The 25,288-nt window shown below is 58.5% G+C and carries 18 protein-coding genes and 3 pseudogenes; 7 read left to right on the top strand and 14 right to left on the bottom strand.

The features are described 5' to 3' along the window. Window positions 1-1,462 precede the first annotated feature (1,462 nt). Window positions 1,463-1,645, top strand: a complete 183-nt coding sequence (locus AB1I47_RS01280; protein WP_354681952.1) for a hypothetical protein — start codon at window positions 1,463-1,465, stop codon at window positions 1,643-1,645. A gap of 112 nt (window positions 1,646-1,757) precedes the next feature. Here AB1I47_RS01280 and AB1I47_RS01275 read toward each other — a convergent pair whose 3' ends face one another. Then, entirely contained in the window at window positions 1,758-2,867 is a 1,110-nt protein-coding gene (locus tag AB1I47_RS01275) for an IS5 family transposase (protein WP_354681951.1), read from the bottom strand. Between the two features lie 662 nt (window positions 2,868-3,529). Between AB1I47_RS01275 and bamE the strand changes: the two genes are divergently transcribed. After that, a complete protein-coding gene (gene bamE / locus AB1I47_RS01270) occupies window positions 3,530-3,880 on the top strand; it encodes an outer membrane protein assembly factor BamE domain-containing protein (RefSeq protein WP_354681950.1) in 351 nt (116 codons plus the stop codon). A 549-nt stretch (window positions 3,881-4,429) separates the two neighbouring features. Here bamE and AB1I47_RS01265 read toward each other — a convergent pair. Both AB1I47_RS01265 and AB1I47_RS01260 read right to left on the bottom strand, forming a co-directional pair. Next, a complete protein-coding gene (locus AB1I47_RS01265) occupies window positions 4,430-6,094 on the bottom strand; it encodes a P-loop NTPase fold protein (RefSeq protein WP_354681949.1) in 1,665 nt (554 codons plus the stop codon). 505 nt (window positions 6,095-6,599) lie between these two features. Continuing rightward, on the bottom strand, window positions 6,600-7,736 hold the full coding sequence (locus AB1I47_RS01260) for a hypothetical protein (RefSeq protein ID WP_354681948.1): 1,137 nt from the start codon (window positions 7,734-7,736) through the stop codon (window positions 6,600-6,602). Window positions 7,737-8,538: 802 nt separating this feature from the next. On the opposite strand from AB1I47_RS01260, the pseudogene AB1I47_RS01255 reads away from it, so the two are divergent. Then, window positions 8,539-10,244: pseudogene (locus tag AB1I47_RS01255) on the top strand (DUF4158 domain-containing protein); the annotation flags it as partial. A gap of 91 nt (window positions 10,245-10,335) precedes the next feature. Here the strand turns inward: AB1I47_RS01255 and AB1I47_RS01250 are convergent. The 4 genes from AB1I47_RS01250 to AB1I47_RS01235 form a co-directional block, all read right to left on the bottom strand. Beyond that, a complete protein-coding gene (locus AB1I47_RS01250) occupies window positions 10,336-10,836 on the bottom strand; it encodes a hypothetical protein (protein ID WP_354681946.1) in 501 nt (166 codons plus the stop codon). Window positions 10,837-11,398: 562 nt separating this feature from the next. Further along, window positions 11,399-12,373 carry an HNH endonuclease gene (locus AB1I47_RS01245; RefSeq protein ID WP_354681945.1) on the bottom strand — a complete coding sequence of 325 codons (975 nt, stop codon included), beginning with the start codon at window positions 12,371-12,373 and terminating at the stop codon, window positions 11,399-11,401. A gap of 184 nt (window positions 12,374-12,557) precedes the next feature. Beyond that, a complete protein-coding gene (locus tag AB1I47_RS01240) occupies window positions 12,558-12,884 on the bottom strand; it encodes an HNH endonuclease (protein ID WP_354681944.1) in 327 nt (108 codons plus the stop codon). Next, window positions 12,868-13,380, bottom strand: coding sequence for a ScoMcrA-related endonuclease (locus AB1I47_RS01235; RefSeq protein ID WP_354681943.1), 513 nt, complete (start codon window positions 13,378-13,380; stop codon window positions 12,868-12,870). The genes AB1I47_RS01240 and AB1I47_RS01235 overlap by 17 nt, the downstream gene beginning before the upstream one ends. Before the next feature lie 437 nt (window positions 13,381-13,817). Here AB1I47_RS01235 and AB1I47_RS01230 point away from each other — a divergent pair. From AB1I47_RS01230 to AB1I47_RS01220, 3 genes and pseudogenes are all read left to right on the top strand, one after another. Then, window positions 13,818-13,952: pseudogene (locus AB1I47_RS01230) on the top strand (single-stranded DNA-binding protein); the annotation flags it as partial. Between the two features lie 303 nt (window positions 13,953-14,255). Then, on the top strand, window positions 14,256-14,876 hold the full coding sequence (locus AB1I47_RS01225) for a hypothetical protein (protein ID WP_354681942.1): 621 nt from the start codon (window positions 14,256-14,258) through the stop codon (window positions 14,874-14,876). Next, window positions 14,840-15,580, top strand: coding sequence for an RES domain-containing protein (locus AB1I47_RS01220; protein WP_354681941.1), 741 nt, complete (start codon window positions 14,840-14,842; stop codon window positions 15,578-15,580). Before AB1I47_RS01225 ends, AB1I47_RS01220 begins: the two co-directional genes overlap by 37 nt. Window positions 15,581-15,690: 110 nt before the next feature. On the opposite strand, the pseudogene AB1I47_RS01215 reads toward AB1I47_RS01220, so the two are convergent. Further along, window positions 15,691-16,133 (bottom strand): annotated as a pseudogene (locus AB1I47_RS01215) (IS4 family transposase); the annotation flags it as partial. A 13-nt stretch (window positions 16,134-16,146) separates the two neighbouring features. Between AB1I47_RS01215 and AB1I47_RS01210 the strand changes: the two are divergent. Beyond that, a complete protein-coding gene (locus tag AB1I47_RS01210) occupies window positions 16,147-16,326 on the top strand; it encodes a hypothetical protein (RefSeq protein WP_354681980.1) in 180 nt (59 codons plus the stop codon). 46 nt (window positions 16,327-16,372) lie between these two features. Here the strand turns inward: AB1I47_RS01210 and AB1I47_RS33810 are convergent, their stop codons facing one another. The 6 genes from AB1I47_RS33810 to AB1I47_RS01180 form a co-directional block, all read right to left on the bottom strand. Then, window positions 16,373-16,630, bottom strand: coding sequence for a DUF1294 domain-containing protein (locus AB1I47_RS33810; protein WP_407935785.1), 258 nt, complete (start codon window positions 16,628-16,630; stop codon window positions 16,373-16,375). 801 nt (window positions 16,631-17,431) lie between these two features. Then, window positions 17,432-18,181 carry a carbon-nitrogen hydrolase family protein gene (locus AB1I47_RS01200; protein WP_354681940.1) on the bottom strand — a complete coding sequence of 250 codons (750 nt, stop codon included), beginning with the start codon at window positions 18,179-18,181 and terminating at the stop codon, window positions 17,432-17,434. Continuing rightward, on the bottom strand, window positions 18,132-18,944 hold the full coding sequence (locus AB1I47_RS01195) for a 4'-phosphopantetheinyl transferase family protein (protein WP_354681939.1): 813 nt from the start codon (window positions 18,942-18,944) through the stop codon (window positions 18,132-18,134). Before AB1I47_RS01195 ends, AB1I47_RS01200 begins: the two co-directional genes overlap by 50 nt. Window position 18,945: 1 nt before the next feature. Further along, window positions 18,946-19,275: an AzlD domain-containing protein gene (locus AB1I47_RS01190; protein ID WP_354681938.1), complete on the bottom strand. Its 330-nt coding sequence runs from the start codon at window positions 19,273-19,275 to the stop codon at window positions 18,946-18,948. Beyond that, window positions 19,268-19,999, bottom strand: coding sequence for an AzlC family ABC transporter permease (locus AB1I47_RS01185; RefSeq protein ID WP_354681937.1), 732 nt, complete (start codon window positions 19,997-19,999; stop codon window positions 19,268-19,270). Before AB1I47_RS01185 ends, AB1I47_RS01190 begins: the two co-directional genes overlap by 8 nt. Further along, window positions 19,986-25,265 (bottom strand): amino acid adenylation domain-containing protein, encoded by a 5,280-nt coding sequence (locus tag AB1I47_RS01180; protein WP_354681936.1) that lies wholly within the window; start codon window positions 25,263-25,265, stop codon window positions 19,986-19,988. Before AB1I47_RS01180 ends, AB1I47_RS01185 begins: the two co-directional genes overlap by 14 nt. Window positions 25,266-25,288 lie beyond the last annotated feature (23 nt).

Here is a 25,288-nt window from a genome sequence, read left to right as displayed (position 1 = left end):
ACGCCGCTTGGCCTCTCCCGCCGAGGCGGCAGTGCGGCGCTGGCCGTCGACTCTCGGCAACCTCCCGAGCTTCTTGCCTCCGACGATCTTGCCATCCGCTGCGGCACCTATGGAGTTGGCTCGCTCTCGATCGACCAGGTCCAAGCCGCCTTCGATCGCGATGGGGAGGCCCCGGTTACCCACACAAGGTTGGCGCCGCCTTTGCCAAGATTTCTGATCGGCAACGCTCGGCGATCAGTGGGAAATTAAAGCTGTAATATTCCCTCACTACGTCAACTTGAGTCAAAGCCGTGTCACTTCCGAACGGACCTGCCGCAATGAAGCATCGATTTTTTTCCGTACTGTGGTGGCTTGCCACCTTGGCGCTGGTGATTGTTGCCTTCGGTTGGTACACCTTCTACGACAGCTGGGGAAGCCTGCCGAATCCATCGAACTCGCCTATATGGCCCCATTTCGCAAACACACGAATCTGGCCGCTTGTGAAGGCATCGCGCTCCTGTATGCCGGCTGCTACATTGGCTATCGCAAATTCTATCGGCCGCCTCCCGCCAGCGACTTCCATGGGGAAGTGCTATGAGGTGTCGCAGCAACTCGAAGACTACCAGACGTTCGCACTCCACTAGTCAAGCGCATCACGTGGTCGGAAATGCTCGCCCGGCGTGCATGGCCGAGTGTGGCGATCCGGATTGCGTGGGGGTTTTTGGGGCGCTGAAACGAGCCGGCAAGGGTTGGAAACGGAAAATACAATGGAGCAGACCACTATGAGCGAACTATTTCCAGCGCGCGGGCATCCCAGGGGCAGTTCGTCGGTGCCGCATTTCGAGATCTATGGGAAAGACGTTTGTCCGGCACGGGGCCATCCCAACGGTAGTTCTTCGGTTCCCCATTACGAGCTACGCGGAGACGAGCTGTGTCCCGCTCGCGGGCACCCTAAAGGCAGCTCCTCAACACCTCATTTTGTCATTCGTGGCAACGAAGTCTTTCCGGCGCGCGGCCATGAACGAGGCAGTTCGTCCACCGCTTGGTATGTGATTTGGCCTTAAGGCGAGTAGAGCGGACATGGCCAAGAGGCCGAACAACATGGGTCCACTGACTGCGCCACGCGTGATGGCGGTGACCACTATCGTCATGAAGAGTCTCTTTGGTCGGGTTTTGCAAGTCAGCAATCAACCAAGTGGTTAGCAATCCGGTTCGTCAAACGGCAAGAGATGGGCTGGCGGCCTCGGCACACGCGCAATCTGCTCCAGATCCAGACCGCTGTGCGCTGTCACCAGCTGGGCAAGGCGGTCTTTTTCTCCTGAGATGGATGGATACCCATCGTTAAACGTTTGGTGCGGTCTCCGAGATCGGACTGCGGAATGAGTGCTTGCACACCTCGCCAGCTTATACGCGGCTTGACGAGCACGAATCAACCATCAAAATTCGAGGAACTGAGCACCGAGCTATCGTCAGGAGAGTGATCATGGGGGCAGCAGTTTTTGAGGTGATTCGCGGGCTGGGTACGGCTTACGTCGATGGTACGGAACGCATGGAAATCCATGTCAGGGTGGACGACGCCAAGACCTTGCCGCACGCCATGAACATCCGTATTCCGGTGCTACTGGACATTAGCAGGCTGCTGAAGTACTCAGCGCGCACGCGATGAGGCTTCCCCCGCAAAGCGTTTGGGTTCTCTATTTTTCACAATCCGGAAGGCGGGCCTCACTGCACTGACTTTTTCTGCGTTTTGGCGCCCATTTCCGCCTCATTACCCGCGATTACTGCAACTGCGGACAGATTTGTCCCAGCGAGCGCATGCGCACGAGGTTGTAGGCAGCCATGCTCAGCACAAACATCTGGTCGACCTTCTTGAGTCCGCGCACCATGACCTGGCGCATGCGCCCCACAGTCTTCGCCCAACCAAAGCCTTGCTCGATCAGCTTGCGCTTCTGTTGCGAGACGGCATAACCGGCGCTGCAAGCAATGGCATCAGGAACTGCCGAGCGCCGGCCCGAAGTGTTCTGCGCCACATGCGGAGTCACTTTCATCTCCAGGCACGCCTCAATGAACTCCTGCGCGTCGTAGCCTTTGTCTGCCCCCACGGTAACTTCCACATTCAGGTCTTCAATCACCTGCCTGGCATCGTTGAGCATGACTTTCGCTGCCTCGCGCTCGGCGTGTCCGTCCGCATTTGTCACCATAGCGCCCATAGCGCTCACCACCAGGCCGTGGCGGTTGTCGCTCAGGGTATTGCCCATGTAGCGCAGCTCGCTGGCGGTCTTGCCCTTGCGGTACAGCTTGGCATCGGGATCGGTCTTGGACTCATGCGTCTCGTTGCTGCGCTTGCGACCTCTGAAGTTGCCGCCGTCGTTATCGTCTTGGTCGCTACCATCCTTGCGCACGAAGCTCTTGTGGCCGGCCCACGCCTGAATTAGCGTGCCGTCGACGCTAAAGTGCTCTCCAGACAGCCAGTCCTTCTTCTGCGCGATGGCCAGCACCTCGTTGAAAAACTCGATCACCGCATCGTGCTTGATCAGCCGTTCGCGGTTCTTGGTGAAGACCGTAGGCACCCAAACTCTGTCGTCCATCGACAGCCCGATGAACCAGCGAAACAGCAGGTTGTACTGGGTCTGCTCCATGAGCTGACGTTCAGAACGAATGCTGTAGAGCACCTGCAGCAGCATGGCTCGCAGCAGCTTTTCCGGCGCGATGCTAGGCTGGCCACCCTTGATATCAGCCTCGTACATCTGCGCGAACAACCGGTCCATCTTCACCAGCGCCTGGTTGGCCATGGTGCGGATCGAGCGCAGCGGCTGGGACTTCGGCACGAAATCATCCAGCCGCCGCATGGTGAACAAGCTTTCGGTAAAGGTGTCTACGCCGCGCATGAATGTGGGATTGGATGGAATCCTCAAATCAACGCTTCAGCCAGTCGTCGCGCTGACGTCCGCTGGAGGTATTTCAGCGGCCTGTTAGTGGCACGCAGTATCACGCCGGCGTGCGCGCCACACCAAATAATCTGTACGTGTGGATTTGCCCTGATATTCGGACGAGGCTTTGCGAGCGAATGAAGCTTGCGCATGCACTAGCTGACGCTGGTTCCGCAAAAACGATCAAGTGCTTCTCGACGTCAACGGCAATAAAATTACGGTGCGCGCGGCCTAACGGTAGGCCGGGGAACTTCAACGGACATTAGCCTGCCGCCATCGTCGCGCTATGTACCTGCGGCCCTGCCGCCCGCGAATTTCGCGAAGGAGCAGCGTTCAAATAGTATCGCGACCTTTCCCTGGCAGGACTGACCGATACGCTGGCAGCGAATGTTTCCGAATCTCGGCAGAGAGTAGGGAATGTATGTCGAGCCATGGCGACTGCCTCAAGAATCCTTGATTCATGCCGTTATCCGAGAAGTCAACCTGCCAAAACCTCCGAGGGCATTTGTTTGTCGGTATTTACAAAGCAAGCAGATACATATTCGGATGATGAAAATACTCACGGGTCCATTTGTCGTCTGACAAATCCCGGAGAATGTGAGACGGAAAGAGGGCGAATAATGAAGACGATGACCATGCTTGCTGTCGGCCTGGCTATGGCCGCATCCCTAGCCGGCTGCACAAACACTGGATCCAAAAGCACCATAACCGACCCAACGAAGGTCGCTATGATCAAGCCTGGCGTAACCACCACGAAGGACGTGGAGCGCATCTTCGGTCGTCCCAGCGACGTGCAGTACCTAGAAAAAGGCGAACAAGTCTGGTCCTATCAGAACGTAAGCACAAGCGCGCTCGCGTACGTGCCGTTCGCTAACACGATGGGCAACAGCATGAAGGAGACTTCGCTTACGTTACGCTTCAACAGCAAAGGCGTGGTTAAGCAATTCCAGCAAGGCGAGAATCGGCTCTAATTCACCTTCGACGCCTCGCCGAGCACATCCGCCAATCTGCTTGGCGCCTTCTCAGGATGTGGCGTCTCTAAGTGGCCTTGGTGGGTGAGCAGTCGACGGAAGCCCGTCAGGTCGCCGTGGCAAGGCGAGATACCAAGGGCAAAGGTATAGTGCAAGGCAGCGCCTTGCACGAGGTCGCGTACGGGTTCTCACTTCGGGTTGCAATGGTTGGTTGGGGCCAGTTCCGTAGCCTCGGCAGCTTGAGCCAGTGCTTTCTTCGCCGGCTTTTTGGTCCGGGATAAAGAAGTGCGGCGAGCAAATGCGCAGCAATCGGCACACCCAGACAGCCGGGAGTTTAGACATTATTGCCGGGTATGTCTCGCGGTACGGTATCACCGACCGGGGCGCCGGCGAGAAGTCTTCGTCATCGGAGGGGCAGGGCGGTGCGGCAAGTCACGGATCTCCGCCCTCTGTCCGTCGTCTCTTCGCGACCCGTAAGCGGCCTTCAGATTCTCGGAAGCGGTCATGGGGGCATACGATCCTCGATAAACCTTTCGTCGACCTGGCCTGTTACGTTCGCCAGCGCTTTGCGCGAATCTCGTTGAGCTTCGACTCTTTCGCGATCTTATCTAGCGCAGCGGTTACCGTGGCGGCAATTGGTGCTGTTTCCGCTCCCCGAAAATGCGCCGCGCGATAGAGAAAATCGATTAGCGTCCGCATAACATCACCCTGGTTCTCCCTGAACAGAGCGACGAAGTCATCCGCCGATGCATTCAACAAGGTTGCCTGCATCCTGTCGTCCCAACGTTTTCCCTCAATCAGTAGTGTCGCCGCAGTCGCCAGATCGAGTGGGCCTTCTTCTTCCGTTATCACTTTCGCGAATCGCTGCTTGAGTGTATTGTCGTCTATATCTTTACTCCAGCGCGAATCGTCAATTCTGAACAGGCCGGTGCGGCCCGCATTGAGTTCAACGTACTTCTCGATGACTTCATCGGCCTCGGCGCTAAAGCCGAGCTCGCGAAGTAGCTTTACCGTGCTATTCAGATTGAGCGGCGATATCACTGTCGCTGCGACTTCGACAGCGCCGAGAAATTTACGCATCAATTCCTCGGCTGTTCCGTCAATCCTGTAGTGAAACGTGTTCCACGCCTCAGTGAAGATGCCATCCAGCCTTGCTCGGTCTGCAACCTCATCTAACTCTTGTGCATACCTTGCAAGCTCCGATCCGTGAGCGTAGCCGTTCCTTAATACAGACAGCACTGCGGCATCGAACTCGTCACATGCCAAAAATCCGCACGCGTGCAGCTTCTCGCGCCACGACTCCTCGATAGTGTCCTTACCCACGCCCATGGCGATGGAATACCAGTTATAGCTGACGACCTGTTCAGCATTCGGAAAGCCGATTCCTCCCTCGTACAAGGCCCCAGCAAATACTGCTACCGCAATTGCAGCTTGGTGATTGACTGCGTCTGAACAGTTTGGGATGACACTATGGACGGTGCGGAGGCCGTTTGCGATCTTCTGGACGGTTCGAATATTGCTGATACCGAGTTTTTCGACACAGGGAACCACGTACTCTCGCAGCGGAGTATCCGCGGGCAAACCGAGGTCGACAGCATCGCTCGTGGTCGTCACGAACGCCAGCTTCTTGTCTACGACCTTTTCGCTGGCTCGCTCGTACTGCTTCGCTCGCTCACCTAGCTGTTCTTCGTTGAACAGCAGGATGATCTTGCATTGCGACTCGACCTTGAGTTCGGAAACGAGGCCCATCAGTTCATCCATCGCGATGCCTGAGCCAAGGCGCTCGATGTCGTCAATACATACGACCGTCTTGCGAATAAGCGAAGTCGCGATTGTTTCGAGCAGAACCGTTATGTGCTTTCCACCGTACGGGATTTTCTCCAGCAGAGCCATTATCGCCTTGTAGATAGCACCTCCCCGCCCCTTTGCAAAGAGCGATTCGGCTTCCTCGACAGCGTCGCCCACTCTGTCTTTGTTAACGGGGAACGGTCGCGTCTTGACCAGAATCATCGAACGAAGGTCGCCGATCGATTTTGCCCCAAACACGGAAACGTAAGAATACCAAGCCAGAGCATTCTCGCCGTTATAAGCCCTGACCATTTCCTTCAACGCGTACGTTTTCCCTACGCCCCACTTGCCGCTGATCGCGAGAACTTCGGGCTTCTTGCTGTCAAGGAACTCGCTGATAACTCTCTCGATAACGGCCCTGGTCATTATTTATTCCTAGTATCCGATTGGTCTGATGATCGGATACTAACGCAAGCGACGTTCGTCTCGCCGTGCCAGTCCATTTACGAGGCGTTAGACTTCGTCTGCGTCTTCCCGCACGCGCGAGTGAGTCGTTCATGATGAAGCATGTAGCGGCCTACCCGTACCGGGACGTGGGGGCGATTTTGGCCTGCCCTGACCAGGTCGCGGCTAGAGCCGGAATACGTTCGGCAACGTGCCGCCGGTCACGTCGAGCGGATGATGTGCAGTGTCTGCACGACTAGATGGTCCGGCTCGACAACGGACGAGATGCACATCGATTGCTAACGATGGGGGACGTCTCGGCGAACGTCCGTTTGTGCAGCCGGTTTCGGCCGGCTGCAATCCGCCTTGCAAGGTCAGGGACACCGCCCACGAGACGAGGAAGCGGGCGCCTCTGCTGTTCCAATGGCACGAGGTCCCCTTGACCGATACCGCGAAAAACGCGATTCCCAGAACCAGGGGCTTGAAGTCACTCCATCGGAGTCTTGCCCTTATCGCTCCAATTTCGCACGGCATGTTCGCTTTGAGCGATGATTTCCTGCTTTGCTGCTGCTGCCTTGCGGCGCTTCTCTTCCATGTGCGGAAGGTCGATGTCCAAAGCGATTTGGCTCAGCTTGTCTGCGATTGTCGTCGCTTCGCGAGCTGTCCACCATTGAGACAGAATGCCAAGCATAACGTCCCGATGCGGCCCATCTCCCCCGAAGGCGAATGCCATGCGGGCTATCAACCGTGCGCGCCGGTCCAGACTCGCATAGATGAACCGCTTGGGGCCCCCGGCAGCTTTGTTGACCATGGAATTGAGGGCGCTGAGATAGAGTGCATCCCATGCAGCGTTCTTCGCTCCGGCGACGGCCCGCTCTCGATCAGGGGAGCGAAGGCCCTTCATTAGCCCAGCTTTCGGCGCATTGACGGGGCCGAAATAGATGCATGCCATCGTCGCCACTTGGCCGGCGAAGAAGTAATCGCGATGCAGCCAGTCGAGCAGCGCCATGATCTTTTCAAAGGGCGTCCCAGGATGGCAAAGCTCGATCTCGGCAATCTTCAATACGGCACCGTAGTTGGTGCTCCAGTCCCGTAGCGTCTTCGCCAAGTCATAGGATTCATGCCCTCGCGGGACGCCCGGGCGGCTCAGCCGATCGCGCCGGCCCAGAGCCACTTCGAGCCAATCGAACTTGTCCCCGTGGTCGGCAGCGCGGAACCAAGAGAGCTCATCAAGAGCGGCCCCATTGCCCTCCCGCGGAGCCAATTCGTGGAACGCGATCCCGGGCTCCATCATGATGTCGAAAAAGTGGGCGAAAGCAGTGATGGCCGCAATGATCTGGGCGCTCTTGCCAATGGCCTCGCCCCTGGCGATTTGGGCCATGCGGGAGGCGATGTTACGATCAGGCAGGATGACAGTTTCGACTTCTTCGAATGTGAGCGACCAAACTTGGCCAGCCAAGCTGTAGAGACCGAAAGCATTAGGCTCGAAGGCCGGAACGAACGGATCCCCTTCCTCTAATAGGGAGCAGATCTGTTCGACATCTTCGACCGGAAAGCCGTCCGGTAGCCGGATTGCCACTTCGAGGTTTTCGTCGGCGTCGAGGTTGGAGGAAAAGGCATTCATATGAAAATGCTGCTCAATCTCGGCAGAAATCGCACGATGACCAAATTTGGCAACCAAGTGCGCCGCAATGGATGGGCTAAAACCACAGACTGGAGGATAGATGGCTGAAGCTGATTTGACGTTCCCCTACAGTCGCAGTTCAGCCTGCAGTGGACAATTCGTCAAGGTTCCCGAACGACCGTTGCCCGATCTGAGACGACGGCATCTGGCTGTCGTCGACGCTGAACCACCTTCCCGCGCAAGACCGCAACGCCGTCCTGCGAATTGATACAGTCTACACTAGGCAGCTCCCTTCAACGATTGCTCTTCCTTTCCAACAACACTGCTGATAGAACATCCCCTCATCTACGCGTCGCTATATAATCTTGCAGCGGTTGTCTTCGGGAGTGAGGGTTTGGCCCGTCTCTCGACTGGGGATGACCGCGACGAGTTCGACAAGCTCCGGGTGCGCCACGAAGTTACGCAAGCAACCAAACTGCTTATTGAAGTCGCTGTAGTTCTAAGAAACCTTCTCGACGGCGGTCATTGGCCACTGGATGTCATTCATGGGGCTCGAGGCGATGTTCGGCCTGAGATCGGAGTCGGGGTACTTAAAGAGGGAACGAGGGCGGAGGTCAGTCTGGGTTTCCGAAGCGCATGTAATAAGCTGATTCACGCTAAGCGGATTGCCTTCGGAATGGCGACCCTTCCGGATCGGATGAATTACCTCGACGGATCGGTCGAGTTGCACGGCGATTGGCAAGGAAACGCATCAATCAGCGCCCGTTCCTTGGGGGAGTAGGTGAAGAACGTGGCAAGCTCGGCTCGGCGCAGCCCCTGGTATCGCCTGGCCGTTGCCGTACACATCGGCTTTATCCGCATGACGGGACGCACGCTGGATGCCTGCAAGCAAGTGCCCAGATTTCTCTGGGCGCATGTCGGTGCGCAGGTCGGTGTGACACTGCCGGATATGGGCACGCTCAACGCCCTCTACGACGGGCGTACAGATACATTGGCACACCATCAAATGTTGGCCTATCAAGCCCTCGGCTTCAGTCCGATGGCTGAGCATCAGCGCCGCTATGTCACGCGCTGGCTCAAGGAACGTTTGACGGGTCAGCCTAGTCGCACCGAACTGTTTCATGAACTGAAGTGCTGGCTGTACGAACATCGAATCCTGATACCCCATGACCGGGCACTAAAAAGACTGATCAGCCCGGCCGTCGCGACGGCGGAAACGGCGCTTGCCGTCGCCCTGGTGCGCGCCTATGGGGCTGCCGCCCTGGACGTTTGGGGCACATCGCTGGCGCACCCGCATGGTGGCCGCGCCAGTCTGCAACAATGGCTATGGACCGTCCCGTTGCGAACCTCGACCCATCAGATGGGGGAATTATTCGACAAGGTCGAACTCCTTTACAAGATGGGCATCCATCGAAACTGGCCGGAGGCGTGCAATGAAGCGCTGGTACGCTACTACGCCAGGCGCTGTGCCAATCGTCCGGCATCAGTGAGCAAGCGAGTCGCGCAGCAACCCCGCCGCTTGGAAGCTGCTTGCTTTCTGCGTTACGCCTTATGCGCCGCCACGGACCAATTGGCGACCATGTTGCGACACTGGATTCAGAAATCCGTCAACGACGTTCGGCGCCTGATTGACGCTGGCCGACCAGACCCTGAGACTCAGATGCGAGAGTTCGCGACCACTGTCAAAACGCTGGCCGCGGATGAGGTGCTAACCCGTGAAGCACTCTGCCAGCAGCTGTCGGCGTTGGCCGATGCAGCGCTCAATCGGCGTGCGCCCAGCCGTGCCAGCCTGATCCGCATGCAGCTCCTGTCACGGGGGCGCCAGGCCCGAGCCTTGCTCGGCAAGTTGGTTCTGCTGCCCTTCTCCGCCCAGTCGGCACACCCGTTGATTGACGCGTTGACCGTGCTGCAGGAACTCTACGCGAGGAAGGCCGACTCTCTTCCCGACCACATCACGGTTCGACTTGGCCGTGCCTGGCAACCTGCTATGGAGGGACAGGACCGTCAGCGGGCGCTGGCCGCCTTCGAGTGGGGCACGTTATTCGCTCTATGGGTGGCACTGCGCAACGGCTCAGTCTTTCTTGCGCACAGCTTTGCCTTCCGAAGCCAAGCGGCGCTTTTGATCGGCGCCGGCGATTGGAAGGCCAAACGCAACCACTTCTATGGCCATCTCAAGTTGCCGCAGGATGCTCAGGCATTGGGGCGCCGGTGATCGCGCATCTGGACGAAGGCCTCGTCAAGCTGAGGGACGCTGTTTTGTGTGGGAAGCTCAAAATTGACGATGCGATCCACATCGATCCCTTGGTGGCGAGCGCTACGCCCGCGTCGGTGGAGACATTGCGACGCGCACTGTTCGAACGGCACCCTGGCGGCCAACTTCCCGAGATCCTGCTCGAGATCGACAGCGCCACGCACTTCAGTTGGCTCTTGCTGGGGAGGGAGCCGCATTCCCGCAGCGAATTGCTATTGGTCTACGCAGCCATACTCGCGATGAAAACAAACGCATCTATGGTGTGGACGGAACCGACGCAGGAGACTGATACATTGCTGGCAGCCACCGCTTCCAGATGTCAAAATCGAAATCGCAGGCCAGAAACGCTCACCCGCCTTGCCGCGCACGCCTGGGAGGCTGGGTGCGAATATGTCCACTCTCAAGAACCTGCAGGGCGCCGATTTCGATATGGGGAGACAGTTCTTGTGAATGAAGGGCAAGCTGACCCCAACCACCGTTTGGCTTGATCTGGCTCCATTCCTTAGAAATCCGATCAAACACGACGATACCTCTGTCGGCTTGCAGTCTTAGGAGCTGCCTTCCCGCGAGAAACTGAAAGCCCGCAGCCTGTACAGAACCCCATCCGAGGCGTTCTTTCATTTCCAGTAGAATAATTTTCCTTTGAGTCGTGATCAAGTAGCCGTCCATCCTGGACGCACGACACCTGAAAAGCTGCTTGATCCCCAGCTTCCCTTTGTTCTTGAGCAGAGCATTAAATGCGCGGGTTTCAAAACTAACACCTTTGAGCGGCTCAGTAATCTCTTCATGGGAGGGTTGAAGGCCTCGTGCATTGGGCGTGTTCTTGAAGCAAGCGTTGAGCATAGTCATCTCAGGTTAATTGTCGGCATGTTCTGAGGCTGCTAGGGTCCCAGAATCGCTTCATCGCCCATCCCCCGCGCGTCGTCGGTCGTTACATACCGGGTGGTGGTGTCGAGCGAGGCGCGTGGCCAGCATTCTGCTTGACGGCGTAAAGATGCGCCCCCCGCCAAAGCGTGTAAATGTAGCTATGGCGCATCCAGTACGTGCTTGTGGCGGCCAGCCGTTCGGCGCCGCAGACGTCGACGGGTGCGAGCTCGACCGCGCGGAAGAATCGCTTCATCTGCCCGTTACAAGGTTGCATTCGGCCCATTGACTCGGCGTGGGTTTTCATGAAGGCAGCGTCGTGCCCACGCTGTGCGCGGGTGGAAACCGCGGACAGTGCCTCGCGCAGCCGGGCCATGAGCCGCCGCACCTTGGAATGCGCCGCGAAGGCGCGCGCGACCCGCGCGTCCTGGTCACCGCTTCGGTCCTCATCATCGTCGGCGGCAGGCAGACTGGCCAGCAGTCATCCGCAAACAAGGCTGGCCCTTCGCCCCAACCGACATCACGACGGTCGCGCCAGCCGCCGTGCTCATGCGGAAGCCTCTGGAGACTCATGCATAGAGTGGGTGCGAAGTCGATGTTTGGCCAGATAGGCCTGCTGGCGAGCTGACGGGATATGGCGCAGCCGCATGCCAAATGTGATGCCGAGCGCGGCTCGGTCCGCGTTCGTCAACTGTGGTGACAACAGCATGGTGCCGTCGTCGTCAAAGGCAATCAGTCCGGGTTCAAATAAGGCATCCAGATTTGCCGTTAGTAGCAAGCCGTTGTCGAGGTCCAGGCGCGCCTCCGGAGTATCAGCGCAGTCAGTCCAGCGGTGGATGTGCGCTGCGCGCAGCACTGCAGGGACGGTGACCCCGCTCACCGTGCAGCTACCGTGTCGTTGCAACAGTGCCGTGCGGAAGCGTCCTTGTCCCAGCCGCCCCATAACTTCCCGTTGAGCCTCCGTGGATAGCGTACCGCTGGCAAGCAATTTCTCAAGCTCGGCATCAGCGGGATCTTCTGCAATGCGAAAGTCCAACTGCGCCGCTTGTGCGGCGGCCAGCGTCGCAGACAGACTAGTGGTTGGCGGCAAGCCCAACACGCAGCGCGCTGGGTAGTAGCCACCGTCAATCCATATCTCCAGGTCTTCCTGCGGGAGGGTCGGGCCTAAGCGCCGGATTTTCTCCGCGTAGGCTGCGTCGTATGCGCCCGGAAGGTCTTCGTGGACACCTTCACTTTCGCGCCACGCGGGCCGATTGAGCCGGTAGCCCAGCCGGCGCAAGTGGCGCCGCCACGCATGGTACTCCGTGCCATCCAGCTTGCTCTGGGCGACGGCATGCAGTCCGACTACCTCGCACGCCAGCGCCACAATCGCTCGGAGGGAATACCAGCTTCCGCCTACATCCACCATCCATTTTGGCGTCTGCCGAAACCCAGTAGGTAGGCCATCCTTGTCGATGACCGCCGCAGCGGCGTCGACGTGTTCCCGCTTCACGAGGCGTTTCTGCTGCCGCTGGCTGGTCACGTGGCCTCCTCCTCGTGATCAGTGCGAAGGAGGGTGCCATCTGCGTGAACCGCCCGTGCGGTGCGTGTGCGATGCCGATGCTTGGCGAGGGAGGCCTGTTTCGCCGTAGACGGGGCCTCGGCCAGGCGCATGCCAGCGTGTAGGCCCAGACTGTCCCGAGTCTGCGCATCTAGTGCGGGCGAAATCAGGATGCCCCCTTATCGTCAAAGGCAATCAACCCGCCTTCGAAAAGGCAGTCGAGGTTCGCCGTCAGCAGGAGCCCGTTCTCTGGATCGCGCCGCGCGCGTGGTTCGTCCCTGCTGTCGGCCCAACGGTGGATGTGGGCTGCGCGAAGAACACTCGGCTCCGCGATCCCGGTCAGCGCACAGCGGCCGTGCAGGGCAAGCAGCGCCGCGCGGAATAGCCCCTGGCCAAGGCGGGCGGTGACCTCGCGCCTGGCCTCGGTCGACAGGGTCTCGCTGTCGACCAGTGCCGCGAGCTCGCTTTCGACGGCGTCAGGCGCGGTGCGCAAGGCGAATCCTGCCTCTCGGATGGCCAGCACCGCCTCTGCGGGAAGCCCCCGGCCCGGCGGGCAGGCCCAACACCGCGCCAGCCGGATACTCGACATCGTCTATGACGACTTGTACCGGGTCCTCGGCCCCCTGCCTAGCACCAGACTGGCATGCCGCGGCATCAGTGGCCCATGCGGTGGCAGCAAGGCGTAGGCCCTCCGCGCTCCACGGCTCGACCGCCAGCCCATCAGCGAGGTCGAAACCGAGGGCTTCCAGGCGACGCCGGGCAGCCTTGCCGGCCAATTCTTGGCTTGTCAGTGTGCCGAGGCCCGCCAGCTCGTGCGCCAGCGCAATGATCGCCTTGGTCGGATATCGCCGGCCGCCGATGATGACCTCGCGAGGCGTCTTGGACTTGAAGTTGGAGATCCTCCCGGTCGAGTCCCATGCTTGGGCCGCAGCCAGCAGGTGGGCGGGAGTCAGTTTCTGCAGGGCTTTGGGGTCGCGCGCGGGGGCCATGCCGTCTCATCGGTGATTGGCCCGCGCGGCGCGCCAGCCCAATTCCGACAAGGCATCCGCGCGGATGCGTCACATTATATGCTGGTGATTCCCCGAGACTGGGTGCCGCGTAACCCATTTCCCTAGTACATGGGAGGTAACACCTCCTGTCGTTTGAGAAACTTGCGAATCTTGCTACGGTTGAGTAAGATTGAGTCACGATCAACCAGTCGTTTGCGACCATGTGTTCCTATTCCAGTGTGGCCGACCTGGCCGCCCGCATGCGCATCGAGCCGGATGCATTGCTTGAGCGGCTTCACGAGGCTGGGGTGGATAAGGCCGACGCCCGTGACCCGGTCTACGACGCAGACGTTGCCGCGCTCAGTGAGCTTTATCGCAAGCTGCTCGGCCCTCGCGCCATCGAGATAGCCGCCGAAGTGCGGGCGGAGGCGAATCCCATTGCGGAGACGCCGACCAAGCTCAAGGCTAATCGCGTCATTCTGGTGGGCAACCTAGGTGACGATCCGAAGGTACGGTACATCCCGTCAGGTGAGGCTGTCACCAATGTCCGCCTGACGGTGGCCCATCGTTACCTGCGTCTCCTAAAGGAGGTCTACGAGGGGTATGTCACCGGGGACCGCCGCAGCCATCTATTTCTGGAGTTGCTGCAAGGGCGCGTCCCCGCCAAGCTGCGGCGCATGCACCGCCAGCTAGTGCGTGAGGATCTATACGCCTCCATCGAGGAATCCCGCCGAGCGCACCGCCTTTGCGAGTTGGTTGCCCGGGCCAGATCTTTCTTGATGGGACGTGTGGTGGCCTGCCATCTCTCTGACCGAGAGGCGACGATCCACCCGGCTTTCGCCCCACCGGCCGCGGTAATCTGAAAGGAATTCGATATGACACCGCATACCCATGTGCCGACCGCCAGTGCGGCCGGCCCCCAACTGGTCGAGAAATTGGTCCACGACATCGACGAGCAACTGGAGCACACCATCGATGCTGGCGAACGCGCCCGCGTGATGGCCATCGTGCGGCAGTGCCTGACGGCAACGCTCTCATGCTCCGCTGCACCGGCGGCTGCCGAAGACCGCCTCGCCGTGTCATATCTGAAGCCCTCGGAGGTCATTGCACAGGGCCTGGTGACCATGTCGCAGGCGACGCTGTACCGCGCAGTGGAGGATGCACGTTTTTACTGTGTCACTCCGCGCGGCAAGGCGATCGGCCGCGCGTTCCCAGCCTGGCAATTCTCGCCGCCGGTGCCGGAGCTGTTGGCTCCGGTTCTGCGGCAGATGAAGGATCTACCGAGCAGCGAAATCCATGCGTTCTGGGTAACCCCGGTCGACGCGTTCGACGACCTGACACCGGCCGAGCTTTTGGCGGGCAGGGCGTTCGAAACGCGTGCGGCGCTTTCCGTCGCGCAGCGGGACCACCTCGCTCAAGCCGCCAACCAGCGGCAAGGCAGGGTGATCACGCAACTGGCTTGGCTGCCCTCGCGCAGTTCGGATCTGATCAGTTGATGTCAACGCCAAAAATCATTGTTCCGCCCTCCATCGACAAAAACCTTCCTTCATTAACGCGCCTGCGGCAGGCTCTTGGCGGCGTCACCATGTTGGCTGCCGGCACTCGAATTTTTCGGTGTGTCCGGGGCCCCAAGGGGGTCATCCCGCCGTATGTCGACGGCACCTACCGCTTCGGACCGCCCCCTCGGTTTGCCGGGGCCGACGGTCGTTTTTCGACCTACTGGATGTATGCAGCGCAGGATCTCATGACTGCGCTGTGGGAATCGGGCTTCTGCATAAACGACGACACGCAGCCGGGAACGTTCTATATTCCCGGAGCTATTGCGGAGACGGGCTTGGTCGCAATCTTCACCCTGCAGGCGGATATCCCAATTCTCGATCTAGACGGTACTGTTCTCAGCAAGCTGGGCATTTACGACCGGATCCACGACCATAATTACGGCTGGTGCCAATGGTTTGGCCTCCGCATGTTCGAAGTGCTAAACGGCTTTACGGGAGAATTCGTGCCCATCGGCTTCCGCTATCCGTCTCGCAAGCACAAAAGCTACTCGGCGCTGGCGATCCAATCCTGCTCGCTGGAGGACTGGCGGCGTCAAGTCGAGGTGCAAGTGACGCGGTTCGGGGACATGCCTGAGTTCAATGCGCTAACCTCCGACGCCAACTACGCGGAGCCTTTGGACGGTGGTTTCTCGCTGGACTGATCGCTCGCCTCACTAAAGTTGCGGCGGCAGTGGCGCAGGCCGAGGCCCGTGTCAGGCTCGAAGCCCGGGCCGCGGCGCTGGCCGATCGGCTCGCGGCGTCCGAGGTGGAAGTCGTGCTGCAGTGCTTGAATGGTGAGCGCGGCGTCCATGGTTCGCTGCATGCCGATCCAGATCGTCTTGGCGCCGGGTTCGCCATCGCTCTTGCGCCCAAGGAACCCGCCCAGGGAAGCAACCAGCCGAATCATCTGATTGAGTGTGACCGGTGTCTTCGGGCGCGCTTTCTTGGCGAGCACGTATGCCCCCCGAATCTCGTCGGCGTCGAACAATAGGGACGCATCCAGGTCCGGGCAGGTTCTGCCCAACCGCATCAACCGGGCAATGCGCAACGCCACCACCATATACAACGCCAAGGCCCGCTCCACACGATCCATGTGGATAGCTGTAGCGCCTCGACCTTGCAGCCTGTCTTCAGGACGTGGAAAAACATCTCCACTTCCCATCTGGCTCGGTACCAGTCGACGAGTTCGATGACAGCATCGGCGTCCTGCGCTTCCGGGAACAATTTTATGCAAAGAATTTTGCAGAACATTGTTCCTTTGGCCGATGTTTGGCGTAATTTTGTTCCTTTGCCAACGGCTCAATCGGTTGCTGGCCGGCACGCTGCCGCTAGCGAAGCCGGTGACGGTTGCCGCTGGACATCGTTTGTTGCCGAAGCCGTCAGCTGCCGCTTCATCGAGCCGCAATGACGGTCTGCCAAAGAACCATTGCGCCAATGTTTAAGGCGACGATACTCTAAAACGCGAACTGAAACCCCCGTTTCCGGTTCTTGTGTCGAAGCAAGTGCTGTGCGGCAAGCGCGCCCGGCCAACCACCGCAGAGCGCGAGTAGATGCAGTGTAGCCTCAGAAGTTCGCCAGGCGTTTCGGCTTGCTCGCGTCTTGTCGTCTGCATAAGCGAGGAACGTAATGATGCTTGCCGAGAGGCTGACAATGCCGGCCTCTCGAGGGAAGTAACCAGCAAAGGCGCCGCCGGCTATGAGGCCCAAGACCACCAGACCGGCGAGCACCGGCAAGAGGCTTGCGTTCGATTGCGGCTTCGGTGCCCCGACAATTGCGACGTTTAGCGCTTGAACCCGGCCGTCGTTGCCTTTTGCCGACCTCGAAGCTCACGCGGTCGCCAGGCTTGGGCGTCACCGTGCATGTTTGTAGCCCGCCGTGACGTGGAAGAACACATCTTTCGTGTCCGCGTGGACGTCGATAAACCCCAAAGCCCTTGTCTGCATGCCATGTCTTGACCCGGCCTGCTTTTTTCATGGTTCTCGTCTGTCTTGCTGGAGGCCCAAGTTTTAAGGGATGAGGCGAGGCCGGGATACTGCGGGTTACGTAGACTCACCAGCAGCCGAATGCCGACTGCTCTGCCACCCGTTAGTCCGGTGGGGTGTTGCTCTGATGCAACCGCCTTGTATGTCAAATCGGGTAGATTTGTCGTGAGCGGAATGCCGCGGGGCAATGACGTGAAGAACAACAATTGGTAGAAACGTGGGTCGCAGGAGAAAGGAGCCGTCGCTTTAGCGAGGTATTGATGGATGCGCCATGGTGGGTATCCGTCGCACAGGCCGTGGGTGCCTACATTGTGTTTCGTGGGCGTCGTGCCAGCGGTTTTCGCGTCGAGTCCTGTGTTGAGGGGCATTTCCGTGTTGAGCCAGTCCTTAGCCTGGGTTCCAGCCGTCATGTTTGGATTTTTGGGGGTGCTGCCATACCTCCGTGCGCGAAGTAGGGCAGGGGTAGTGTTCCGCCCACGAAGTACTTGGGGCCTAACGAGTGCCTGAAGACGGCACAGCACCCGGATGTGTTCACTCAAAAGGCTGTGGAATTACACGGCCAGTCCACTTTCCCGATGTACGTTCAGCAATGACAAGCTGATTTCCTGTGCTAAGCGCGGCAGAAACGCAATTACCCCGCTCATCCCAAATGGCGCTCTTACCGGCCACATCGAATCCTCCGGTGGGACCACCGTGATTGGCCAGTAGGACCGCATAATCATGTTTCACCGCATATGCGCTCAACTGCGCTGAATCGTGATCATAGCCGCCGTTGGTGATCAAGCAGCTAGCGGCATAGACATTTACACCTAACGCGCCGGCTGCGGCAGCGTGTTCGGCGAAATTTGTATCTGCGCATATTGCCAATGCTACCCCCATACTTTCAAGGCTGGCGGGTCCTCCAGTGCCTGGGTGAAAGAAAAGATCTTCGCCAGGATGCAAGTACTGTTTATGGTAGGAGGTCATGGTTCCATTGGGCCTGATGACCAATGATGCGATGAAAAGCCGCCCGTCGATCATAAGCGGGATGCCAGCGACGGCAACCACGTCTGCGTTTGCCGACGCACGGCGCAATGCTTCTAGACTAGGGGATGTCAGCTCAACGGAATTCGCGCTTGCTCGTTCCCGATGGTAGCCTGTCAGCGACAGTTCTGGGAAAACGAGCAGTTTCACGCCTTCGCGGCCGGCTGCCTCAATGAAGCGGCAATGTTGAACAAGATTGGCACGAAAATCACACTGATCGACAGTTTGAGCGGCGGCCATTCGGATGTTGATTTTCATGGATTGCGTTCTCTTTAGTCGTAGTCAATGATATATCGTGTGTTCCTGTCCGCCATACCAGCGCGCCGAGGCATGCTCGATTCGCGATGGAAATGTCTATCATCTCGTAATCACATCCGGAACTGATCCGATGAAAAGTGTCAAAATAAAAATCTGGAAACTCTAATTGTCCCAAGTCCAGCATCGACAGGTTATCCAGCGAGCAATCACCGAGTTTTACGATGGCCTCCTTGCGTACCCATTGCCGCGCGACATACAACTGCTTCAAGTTTGTCCCATCGAAACTGGCCGCAGGCAGTTTATTGAGGATGGTCAATTCTGTATCGCTTAGCACATTCTCGGCGAAATCGGGCTCGACTGGGATAGAGCTGAGTGTTTCGACATCGACGCCAATATCAAAAGTCGATACTGCTGCCATGACGATGCCGTTCTGATGGCTCCACGAAACGGATAACTCTGGGTGTGAGGGGAAAAAAGGCTTGCCATGTCCCGCTCGGTTGCAGTCGACACAAAATTGCTCGATCGAAACAATCGCGGGCGGTAGCCCGGTCACCTTACTCATGACGAACTTGGCAAGGACCCGTGCAGCGAGGAAATCCTGTCGGTCGGCTTCACGCCTGAGCGTGTCGAACCGATGTCGTACTCCAGCATCGAGAAACTCAAAGCCTTTGACGGCGGCAAGGACAGAGACACTGGAGCCTATGGCGGCATGCGCCCGGCCTGACTTCGGGATTGCAGAGCAATCGAGCCAGACCAGGGGCACCTTATCCGACGCGGACATGTACAAAGTAGAAAGCGATCACGCCGAGCAGCAAAGACAGGATACGCTTTCGTGAAAAATAGAATACGGCTCCTGTGACTAGCAGTCCCATCAGATGGGGCAGGGACACCTGTGAGAGGCGCCCACCATCCGCGGCCACAAGCAAAGAGGGAGATATCATGGCCGCCAATATCGATGGTGTGAGATATTCCAGCCACAGCTTAACCGCTCCAGGTAGTTCCGATCTTGACAAGAAAAGCAGCGGCACGGCGCGAATCAAATAGATGACGGCACCCAATGCCAAGAGCTTCAAGTACAGGTTTGCTTCATCCATCGGTGGCTACCCTGGCAGCATGAAGGTGTTGCAACGTGACTCCAACCGCTGCCGCGATGAAGGCGCTCACCATCAATCCCGCATTGTACGGCAAGTCATGAAAATAGATCGCGGATACAGCGGCCACTGACACTACCACCACGTGGCGTAGTTTGGAGATGGAGCCGACCAGCATGGTCGCGAACATGGCTAGGATCGGGAAATCCAGACCGAAAACGATGTATTCAGTCAATGCCTTGCCCACCCACGCGCCCAGCGCGGTCGCGACCGTCCATATGGACAGCATTGTCAGGGACGCGCCGAGACAGAACCAGAGCAGGCCGGACTGGCCACCTTGCGCTTGGCTGGAACGCATATCTCTCACCGTGAAAAACATCGCATCGATCAGGCTGAACCCCAGCCACAATCGCCATCTCAGGGGCGCCCCCTTGATGTGTGAGCGCATTTCGGCCGCATAGATCAGCAATCGCAAGCTGACAATAAACACCGCAAAGGCGATCGTGACGAAGGGCATCCCTTCTTGGATCATTTTGGTGACGACAAACTGTGCCGATCCCGAGTTAAGGGCGACCGCCATGAATAGGGCGGCAGCCGGACTCATGCCGGCCGTGATTGCTAGCGCACCACCGAGCAGTCCGTTAGTAAATGCGGTCACGGAAAACGGAAGCATGCTGGCGCCACCTTTCTTGAGCCAGACTAAACGGAAGTGACTAGCTTGCATCATGTGGCACTCCGCAATATTTCAGGATCACGCTGGCAACCTGCTCTGGGCGGGTCCGGCAGAAGAAGTGCCCACCGGATTCCAGTACCTCCAAGGCCAGCGAGGGCGAGAAGATGCGCCACCGTTCATGATGGGCGACATGGTCTTCTGTCAACGGATCGTCTTGTGCAACCACATTGATCATGGGCACATCGCGTAACGAAGGGGGGGATTCCTGCATGCGCGACAAGAAGCGGTTGGCCCCGCTTGCGTCATGTCGGAACGCCGCCGCGATCGCCCCGTGCGAATCCGCTGCAACGTGAGTAAAGTCTTCGGCGCCGGACAGCTTGTCGAGCAGGCCGATGATGTCGCCGTTGCTGCGGCACTCCATCCGTTCGGCCAACTGCAGATCATGCTGGGCACCATGCAATATCTTTGCTCCGATGAACACCTTATCCACCAGTACGTTTGCGGAAAGCCTTTGCAAGGTATCCAGACACAAAGCAGCGCCGACGCAATGACTCCAGAACACTAGGCGCTTGTGTGGCAAGCGGTGCAGCTCGTCGGCCAGGCGCTCGGACAGCATGTCCTGCGGCGCCAGTAGGCTGGCACTGTTCCCCTGGAAATCGTGGCCGGGCAGCTCCACGCCATAAATGCTCAGTTGTGGCCAGGCGCATCGCAATGCATTGGCCACATCGCGGAAATTGATGGCGTTCCCGCCTGCATAGGGAAAATAGACCAGTGCCACCTCGTCTTCGCTACCCTGGGCTAGAGCATGCAGCAACTTGCCTTCGTCACTGGCGACAGCCAGTGACCTGACTAGCGGGCCGAGTGTCGAGTTGGTGAGCAGCTGCACCAGCGATACCACACCACGCAACTCGAGCACCGATTTCATGGCCAGGATGGAGGTACCGCCCAGGTCGAAGAAATTGGATTCGAGCGAAATGGACGCTCTCGGTACTTGCAACACCCGGCTCCAGCTTTGCGCAATGAGTTCTGCCGCAGTCATTGATTCTGGCGGCAGTGCCGCCTCTGCCGAGGCAGAGGGGAGCGTATTCTCGCTCGGATCGCTGGAGATCTGGCGCACAAGAAACCGCTGGGAGGCCAGGTCGATCCTGCCGACGACCCCGCTTCTGGCGACGCCTTGATCCGGCAGGCTGCCGTGCCCGCTCGCAATCATGGCCTGGCATGCTGCCTCCGACAACGTCGCAAGTTCACCATAGGCACCCGGCGGCTGCAGATAACCGGCGGCATTGACTACCACCGCGCATGCATTTTGGCCCAACGGCAGGATGTCCTGAACCAATTTCCGTCCTTGCGCCAGTAGCGACTGCAGAATGTCACCTGTGACAAAGTCCATCTGCTGGTGCGCACGTTGCACATCCCTGGTGATCTCCCGCAGTACCTTGGTGTACACAGCTGCCACCGTTGCGATGAAATCCTCGCCAAAGGCTTCTGCGTGGTAATGCAGGTTCAGCTTGACGTTGTCTCCGAAGAAGTGCCTAGAAAACTCTGCCCTCAGCGCGAACTCGGTTTCGCCTCTGGCCTCGACTTCGATCAGTGAGAAGTCCTGATGTTTCTTGAGTTCCTTGAGGCGATAGAAATGGGTGTAATTGAAAACCGATTCGAACAGTATCTCTTTGATTCCCGAGCGCTCTTTCATGCGCGCCATGGGGAACCTGCGATTGGGTAGCATTTCTCCCTCGGTGGCGTACACCTCCCTGATCAGCTCGGCGTAGCTCTCCTGCCCCAGGCGAACCCGGAACGGTACCGTGTTGAGGAACAGGCCGATGCCATCGGCGGCCCCGTCCACCTCCGGGCGCCCGCTGTGCTCGTATCCAGTCAAGACATCATCGGTGTCTCCCAGAAGGGACAATGCCTTGATATGGGCCGCAAGCAACACCGATTTCACCGGAACCTTGAGGCGATCGGCCACGCCGATGAGGGCATCGGAAAGCTCCTTGCCGATGTCTACTGGGTGATACTTCACGGTAAAGCGTTCGCCGATGCCAGGTCGCTGTTGCACCGGCAGCAATGTCTGCGAGCTGGCGGTCAGCACGCTATCCCAATAGGAGCACTGCGCATCGTCGGTTATGGCCTGTTTTTCCAGAGCCACGTAGTCACGGATATAGTTTTTCTTGATTGTACTGTCCGGCTTCTTGCCGGCCAGCATATCGAAATAGGTATTGAACAATTCCGTGTGGACCAATGAAATGCTCCACCCGTCCAGCGCCGAATTGTGCTGACTTAGCGTGTACAGATAGCGGTCGTCAGTTAGAATCTGGACATGGAAACGTACCAGGCCCGGCTGTTCCCATTGAAAGAGATAGGCTCGCTCGTTATCCAGCCAGTCATCCAACCACTTCTGCCTTTGGGCAGCTGACAAACCTCGTAGGTCGTCGATGAAAACCTGTGCCGCGACATTCCTGTGAACGACTTGAACGCTTTGCGCGAAGCCGCTCATGTGATAGCTGGTCCTGAAGATCTGATTGCAATCCACCAGCAGTTGCGCTGCCGCCTTGAAAGTTTCTGGGTCAATCGATCCTTCGATCGTGTAGGTAAATACGTCGTGGTATTGCGCCGCAGCAATATAGAGTTCCTTTTCGAAGACCAGACCTTCTTGCAGCGCTGTCATCGGATAAGCGTCTTCGCAATCGGGGAAGCGCGCTGCGCATTCGGCACGGTCGCCCGATGTTAACAGGTCCAGTCGCACCGGTTGAGCATCGCTACCTCCCTGGCCTGTGATCTCCCCCAGACTGACACGCATGCGCAGTTCGGCGACGGTAGGGGACTGGAACATGTCTTGGAACGAGAACCCCAGTCCCACCTGGCGCGACCGGCCAAGGATCGACACAAAATGAATAGAGTTGCCGCCGACGGCGAAGAAGTTGTCGGTGACACCGATATCGTCGCGTCCAAGTACCGCCTTCCAGATCTCCAGCAGGCGTGCCTCTACTTCGTCGCGTGGGGCCACGGCCGCTTGCGCCGATGACCTGAAATCATCGGCAATACGCAACAGGGCCTTGCGATCGATCTTGCCATTGGGCAGATTGGGAAACGCTTCGAGCAGGATGAATTGGCTGGGCAATTGGTGCGCAGGGAGCTGTGCCGCTGCCTGCTCAGTTAGCTGGTGCACTGTCACGCTCGCCTCTGCCACCTTGACGAACGCTAGCAGGGTATCGTTCTGACCTGCGACGCCGCCGGTCAGGACTACGCAATTTTTTACGCCGGGCAGCGACTCGATCACCGTGCTGACTTCCTGGAGTTCGATCCGGAATCCCCGCACCTTGACCTGATGGTCTGTCCGTCCGGCATATTCGATCAACCCGTCAGGGGCGATGCGCCCGATGTCGCCAGTGCGGTACAGGCGTTCGTCCTCCATAAGCACAAACCGCTCACCAGTCAGCTCAGGACGGCGATGATAGCCTCTGGCTACGCCCACACCGCCGATGAATATCTCGCCAAAGAAGCCCACCGGTAACTGGCGAGAGAATCGGTCGAGCACAAAAATCCGGGTGTTGTCGATGGGCTTGCCCAATGGCACCCGCGCACGCTGCGGCGAAAGGTTGCTGCAATCGAAGCAAGTCACATCGACGGTGGCTTCGGTCGGTCCATACAGGTTGATCAATCGTGGCCGCGCAGCCGCATCTCCCAGCGCATTGAAGGACTCGATGTGCCCAGGGCTAATTGCTTCCCCGCTGGCAAATACCACTCTGAGGGAGGCCACCTTCGCCGATTGGCTGCCGACATAGTCGAGGAAAGCGGAAAGCATGGGCGGTACGAAATGGATAACGCTGACCCGATGGCGCGCGATCTCGGCAACCAGCCTTTCTGGGTTTCGCTCTGCACCTGCCTCCGGAACGCAAAGCGATGCGCCGGCGAAGCTCCACCAGAATAGCTCCCACACAGAGACGTCGAAAGACACCGACGTCTTCTGGATCAGGACGTCGTCCGCGTGGAGCGGGTAGCTGTTTTGCATCCATTGCAAGCGGTTGACCACCGAGCGGTGTTCGACCACGACCCCCTTGGGATTTCCGGTTGACCCTGATGTGTAGATAATGTAGGCGGGTTCGGTGCAGAGGAGGTCGGCCGGCGGGCGGTAGCCGCAAGCGGGCCTAGCACGACTGATGGCATCGGCTAGAGCCAGACTGCCCACCGCTTGTGGGATCAGTGTCGCGAGGTCGGCGTCTCCAAGCAACACCAGCCTGGCGCCGCTATCGTCGAGCATGTAGCGGATACGGGCCGGCGGATATCCTGGATCCACCGGTAAATAGGTCGCTCCCGCCATGAGCACGCCGAAGATGCCAGCCACCATGTTGGGCGAACGCTCAGCCATGATGGCCACCACGTCTCCCGGGGCAACCCTGTTCTCCTGCAACGCTGCGGCCACCGCATTAGCCCTGGTGAGAAGATCAGCATAAGACCAGTCGCCCGCAGATGCGCGTAGTGCGACCCGCTCCGGATGCCGTGCTGTTGCCTCAACCAGAAAATCCTCGATTCGGCTCGTGTCGGGGAAAGCGACGTCAGTTGCATTGATGGCGGCCACAGTGGCCATGTCTTGCCCGGACGCCAAGACCAGCTCGCGTTGGGTGATATCGAAATTGGTGCTGCACAGCTTGGTGATATGTTCCAGAACGTTCAGGAAAGACGCAGCCGTGCGGGGATCCATGGCCGCTGCATCATAACGTAAAGATAGCTCCAACGAATCTTCCATGACGTCGATGGCAATCACGGCCGGAAATTCTCCCAGACCGGCGTGCGCATGCACAGTCTCGGCGCGTCCATGGGCTAGGCAAATGGCGGCGGGCGAGTCGGCATTGCCGCGCTGCTGCCACAACGCGACATAATGCTGCCACGTCCCGGCTACGGCATGCTCGCCCAATTCTGCGCGTCTTGATCCGACGTGTTCCATAATATCGCGAAACCGAGTCAGCATGGAAAAATCCATGATCAGCGGATAGGGCGACGCCGTAGGACCTTCTGCATATGCCAGAACCAGCTTGTCCTGCGCCGTAAGGCGCGAAACCGCCAGTGCGACGATAGTATCCAGAAAGGTATTTATATGTCCGCCTTGCGCAGCCAGCCGGTCGAGCAGGAAGGTATAAAGTTCATAACTGAACTTGCGATGCAGGACATGCGGCGACACCTTGCCGTCGGCAAAAGTGTCCGTTGGTAACTCGGCGCGCATCCAGCCAGAGTCAAACTCTTCGTCCCAAAATTGTCGGGACTTGGATCGCTTCGCTAGGCGACGTAAGGCATCGTTTCTTGAAACAGCAACAGGCGAATTCATTGTGTTGGCTATATGAGGTTTGT

Source organism: Cupriavidus necator (genome assembly GCF_040578825.1).
GTDB lineage: Bacteria > Pseudomonadota > Gammaproteobacteria > Burkholderiales > Burkholderiaceae > Cupriavidus > Cupriavidus necator_E.
This window is presented reverse-complemented; position numbering and strand designations above follow the sequence as displayed.

Bases quoted from the DNA above. Each gene is read 5' to 3' on its own strand.
- AB1I47_RS01275 (WP_354681951.1), bottom strand. From the start codon at position 2,867: ATGCGCGGCGTAGACACCTTTACCGAAAGCTTGTTCACCATGCGGCGG.
- AB1I47_RS01185 (WP_354681937.1), bottom strand. From the start codon at position 19,999: ATGATGCAAGCTAGTCACTTCCGTTTAGTCTGGCTCAAGAAAGGTGGC.
- AB1I47_RS01235 (WP_354681943.1), bottom strand. From the start codon at position 13,380: ATGGCCCCCGCGCGCGACCCCAAAGCCCTGCAGAAACTGACTCCCGCC.
- AB1I47_RS01190 (WP_354681938.1), bottom strand. From the start codon at position 19,275: ATGGATGAAGCAAACCTGTACTTGAAGCTCTTGGCATTGGGTGCCGTC.
- AB1I47_RS01265 (WP_354681949.1), bottom strand. From the start codon at position 6,094: ATGACCAGGGCCGTTATCGAGAGAGTTATCAGCGAGTTCCTTGACAGC.
- AB1I47_RS01225 (WP_354681942.1), top strand. From the start codon at position 14,256: ATGACACCGCATACCCATGTGCCGACCGCCAGTGCGGCCGGCCCCCAA.
- AB1I47_RS01180 (WP_354681936.1), bottom strand. From the start codon at position 25,265: ATGAATTCGCCTGTTGCTGTTTCAAGAAACGATGCCTTACGTCGCCTA.
- AB1I47_RS01260 (WP_354681948.1), bottom strand. From the start codon at position 7,736: ATGAATGCCTTTTCCTCCAACCTCGACGCCGACGAAAACCTCGAAGTG.
- AB1I47_RS01280 (WP_354681952.1), top strand. From the start codon at position 1,463: ATGGGGGCAGCAGTTTTTGAGGTGATTCGCGGGCTGGGTACGGCTTAC.
- AB1I47_RS01210 (WP_354681980.1), top strand. From the start codon at position 16,147: ATGCAAAGAATTTTGCAGAACATTGTTCCTTTGGCCGATGTTTGGCGT.
- AB1I47_RS01200 (WP_354681940.1), bottom strand. From the start codon at position 18,181: ATGAAAATCAACATCCGAATGGCCGCCGCTCAAACTGTCGATCAGTGT.
- AB1I47_RS01250 (WP_354681946.1), bottom strand. From the start codon at position 10,836: ATGACTATGCTCAACGCTTGCTTCAAGAACACGCCCAATGCACGAGGC.
- bamE (WP_354681950.1), top strand. From the start codon at position 3,530: ATGAAGACGATGACCATGCTTGCTGTCGGCCTGGCTATGGCCGCATCC.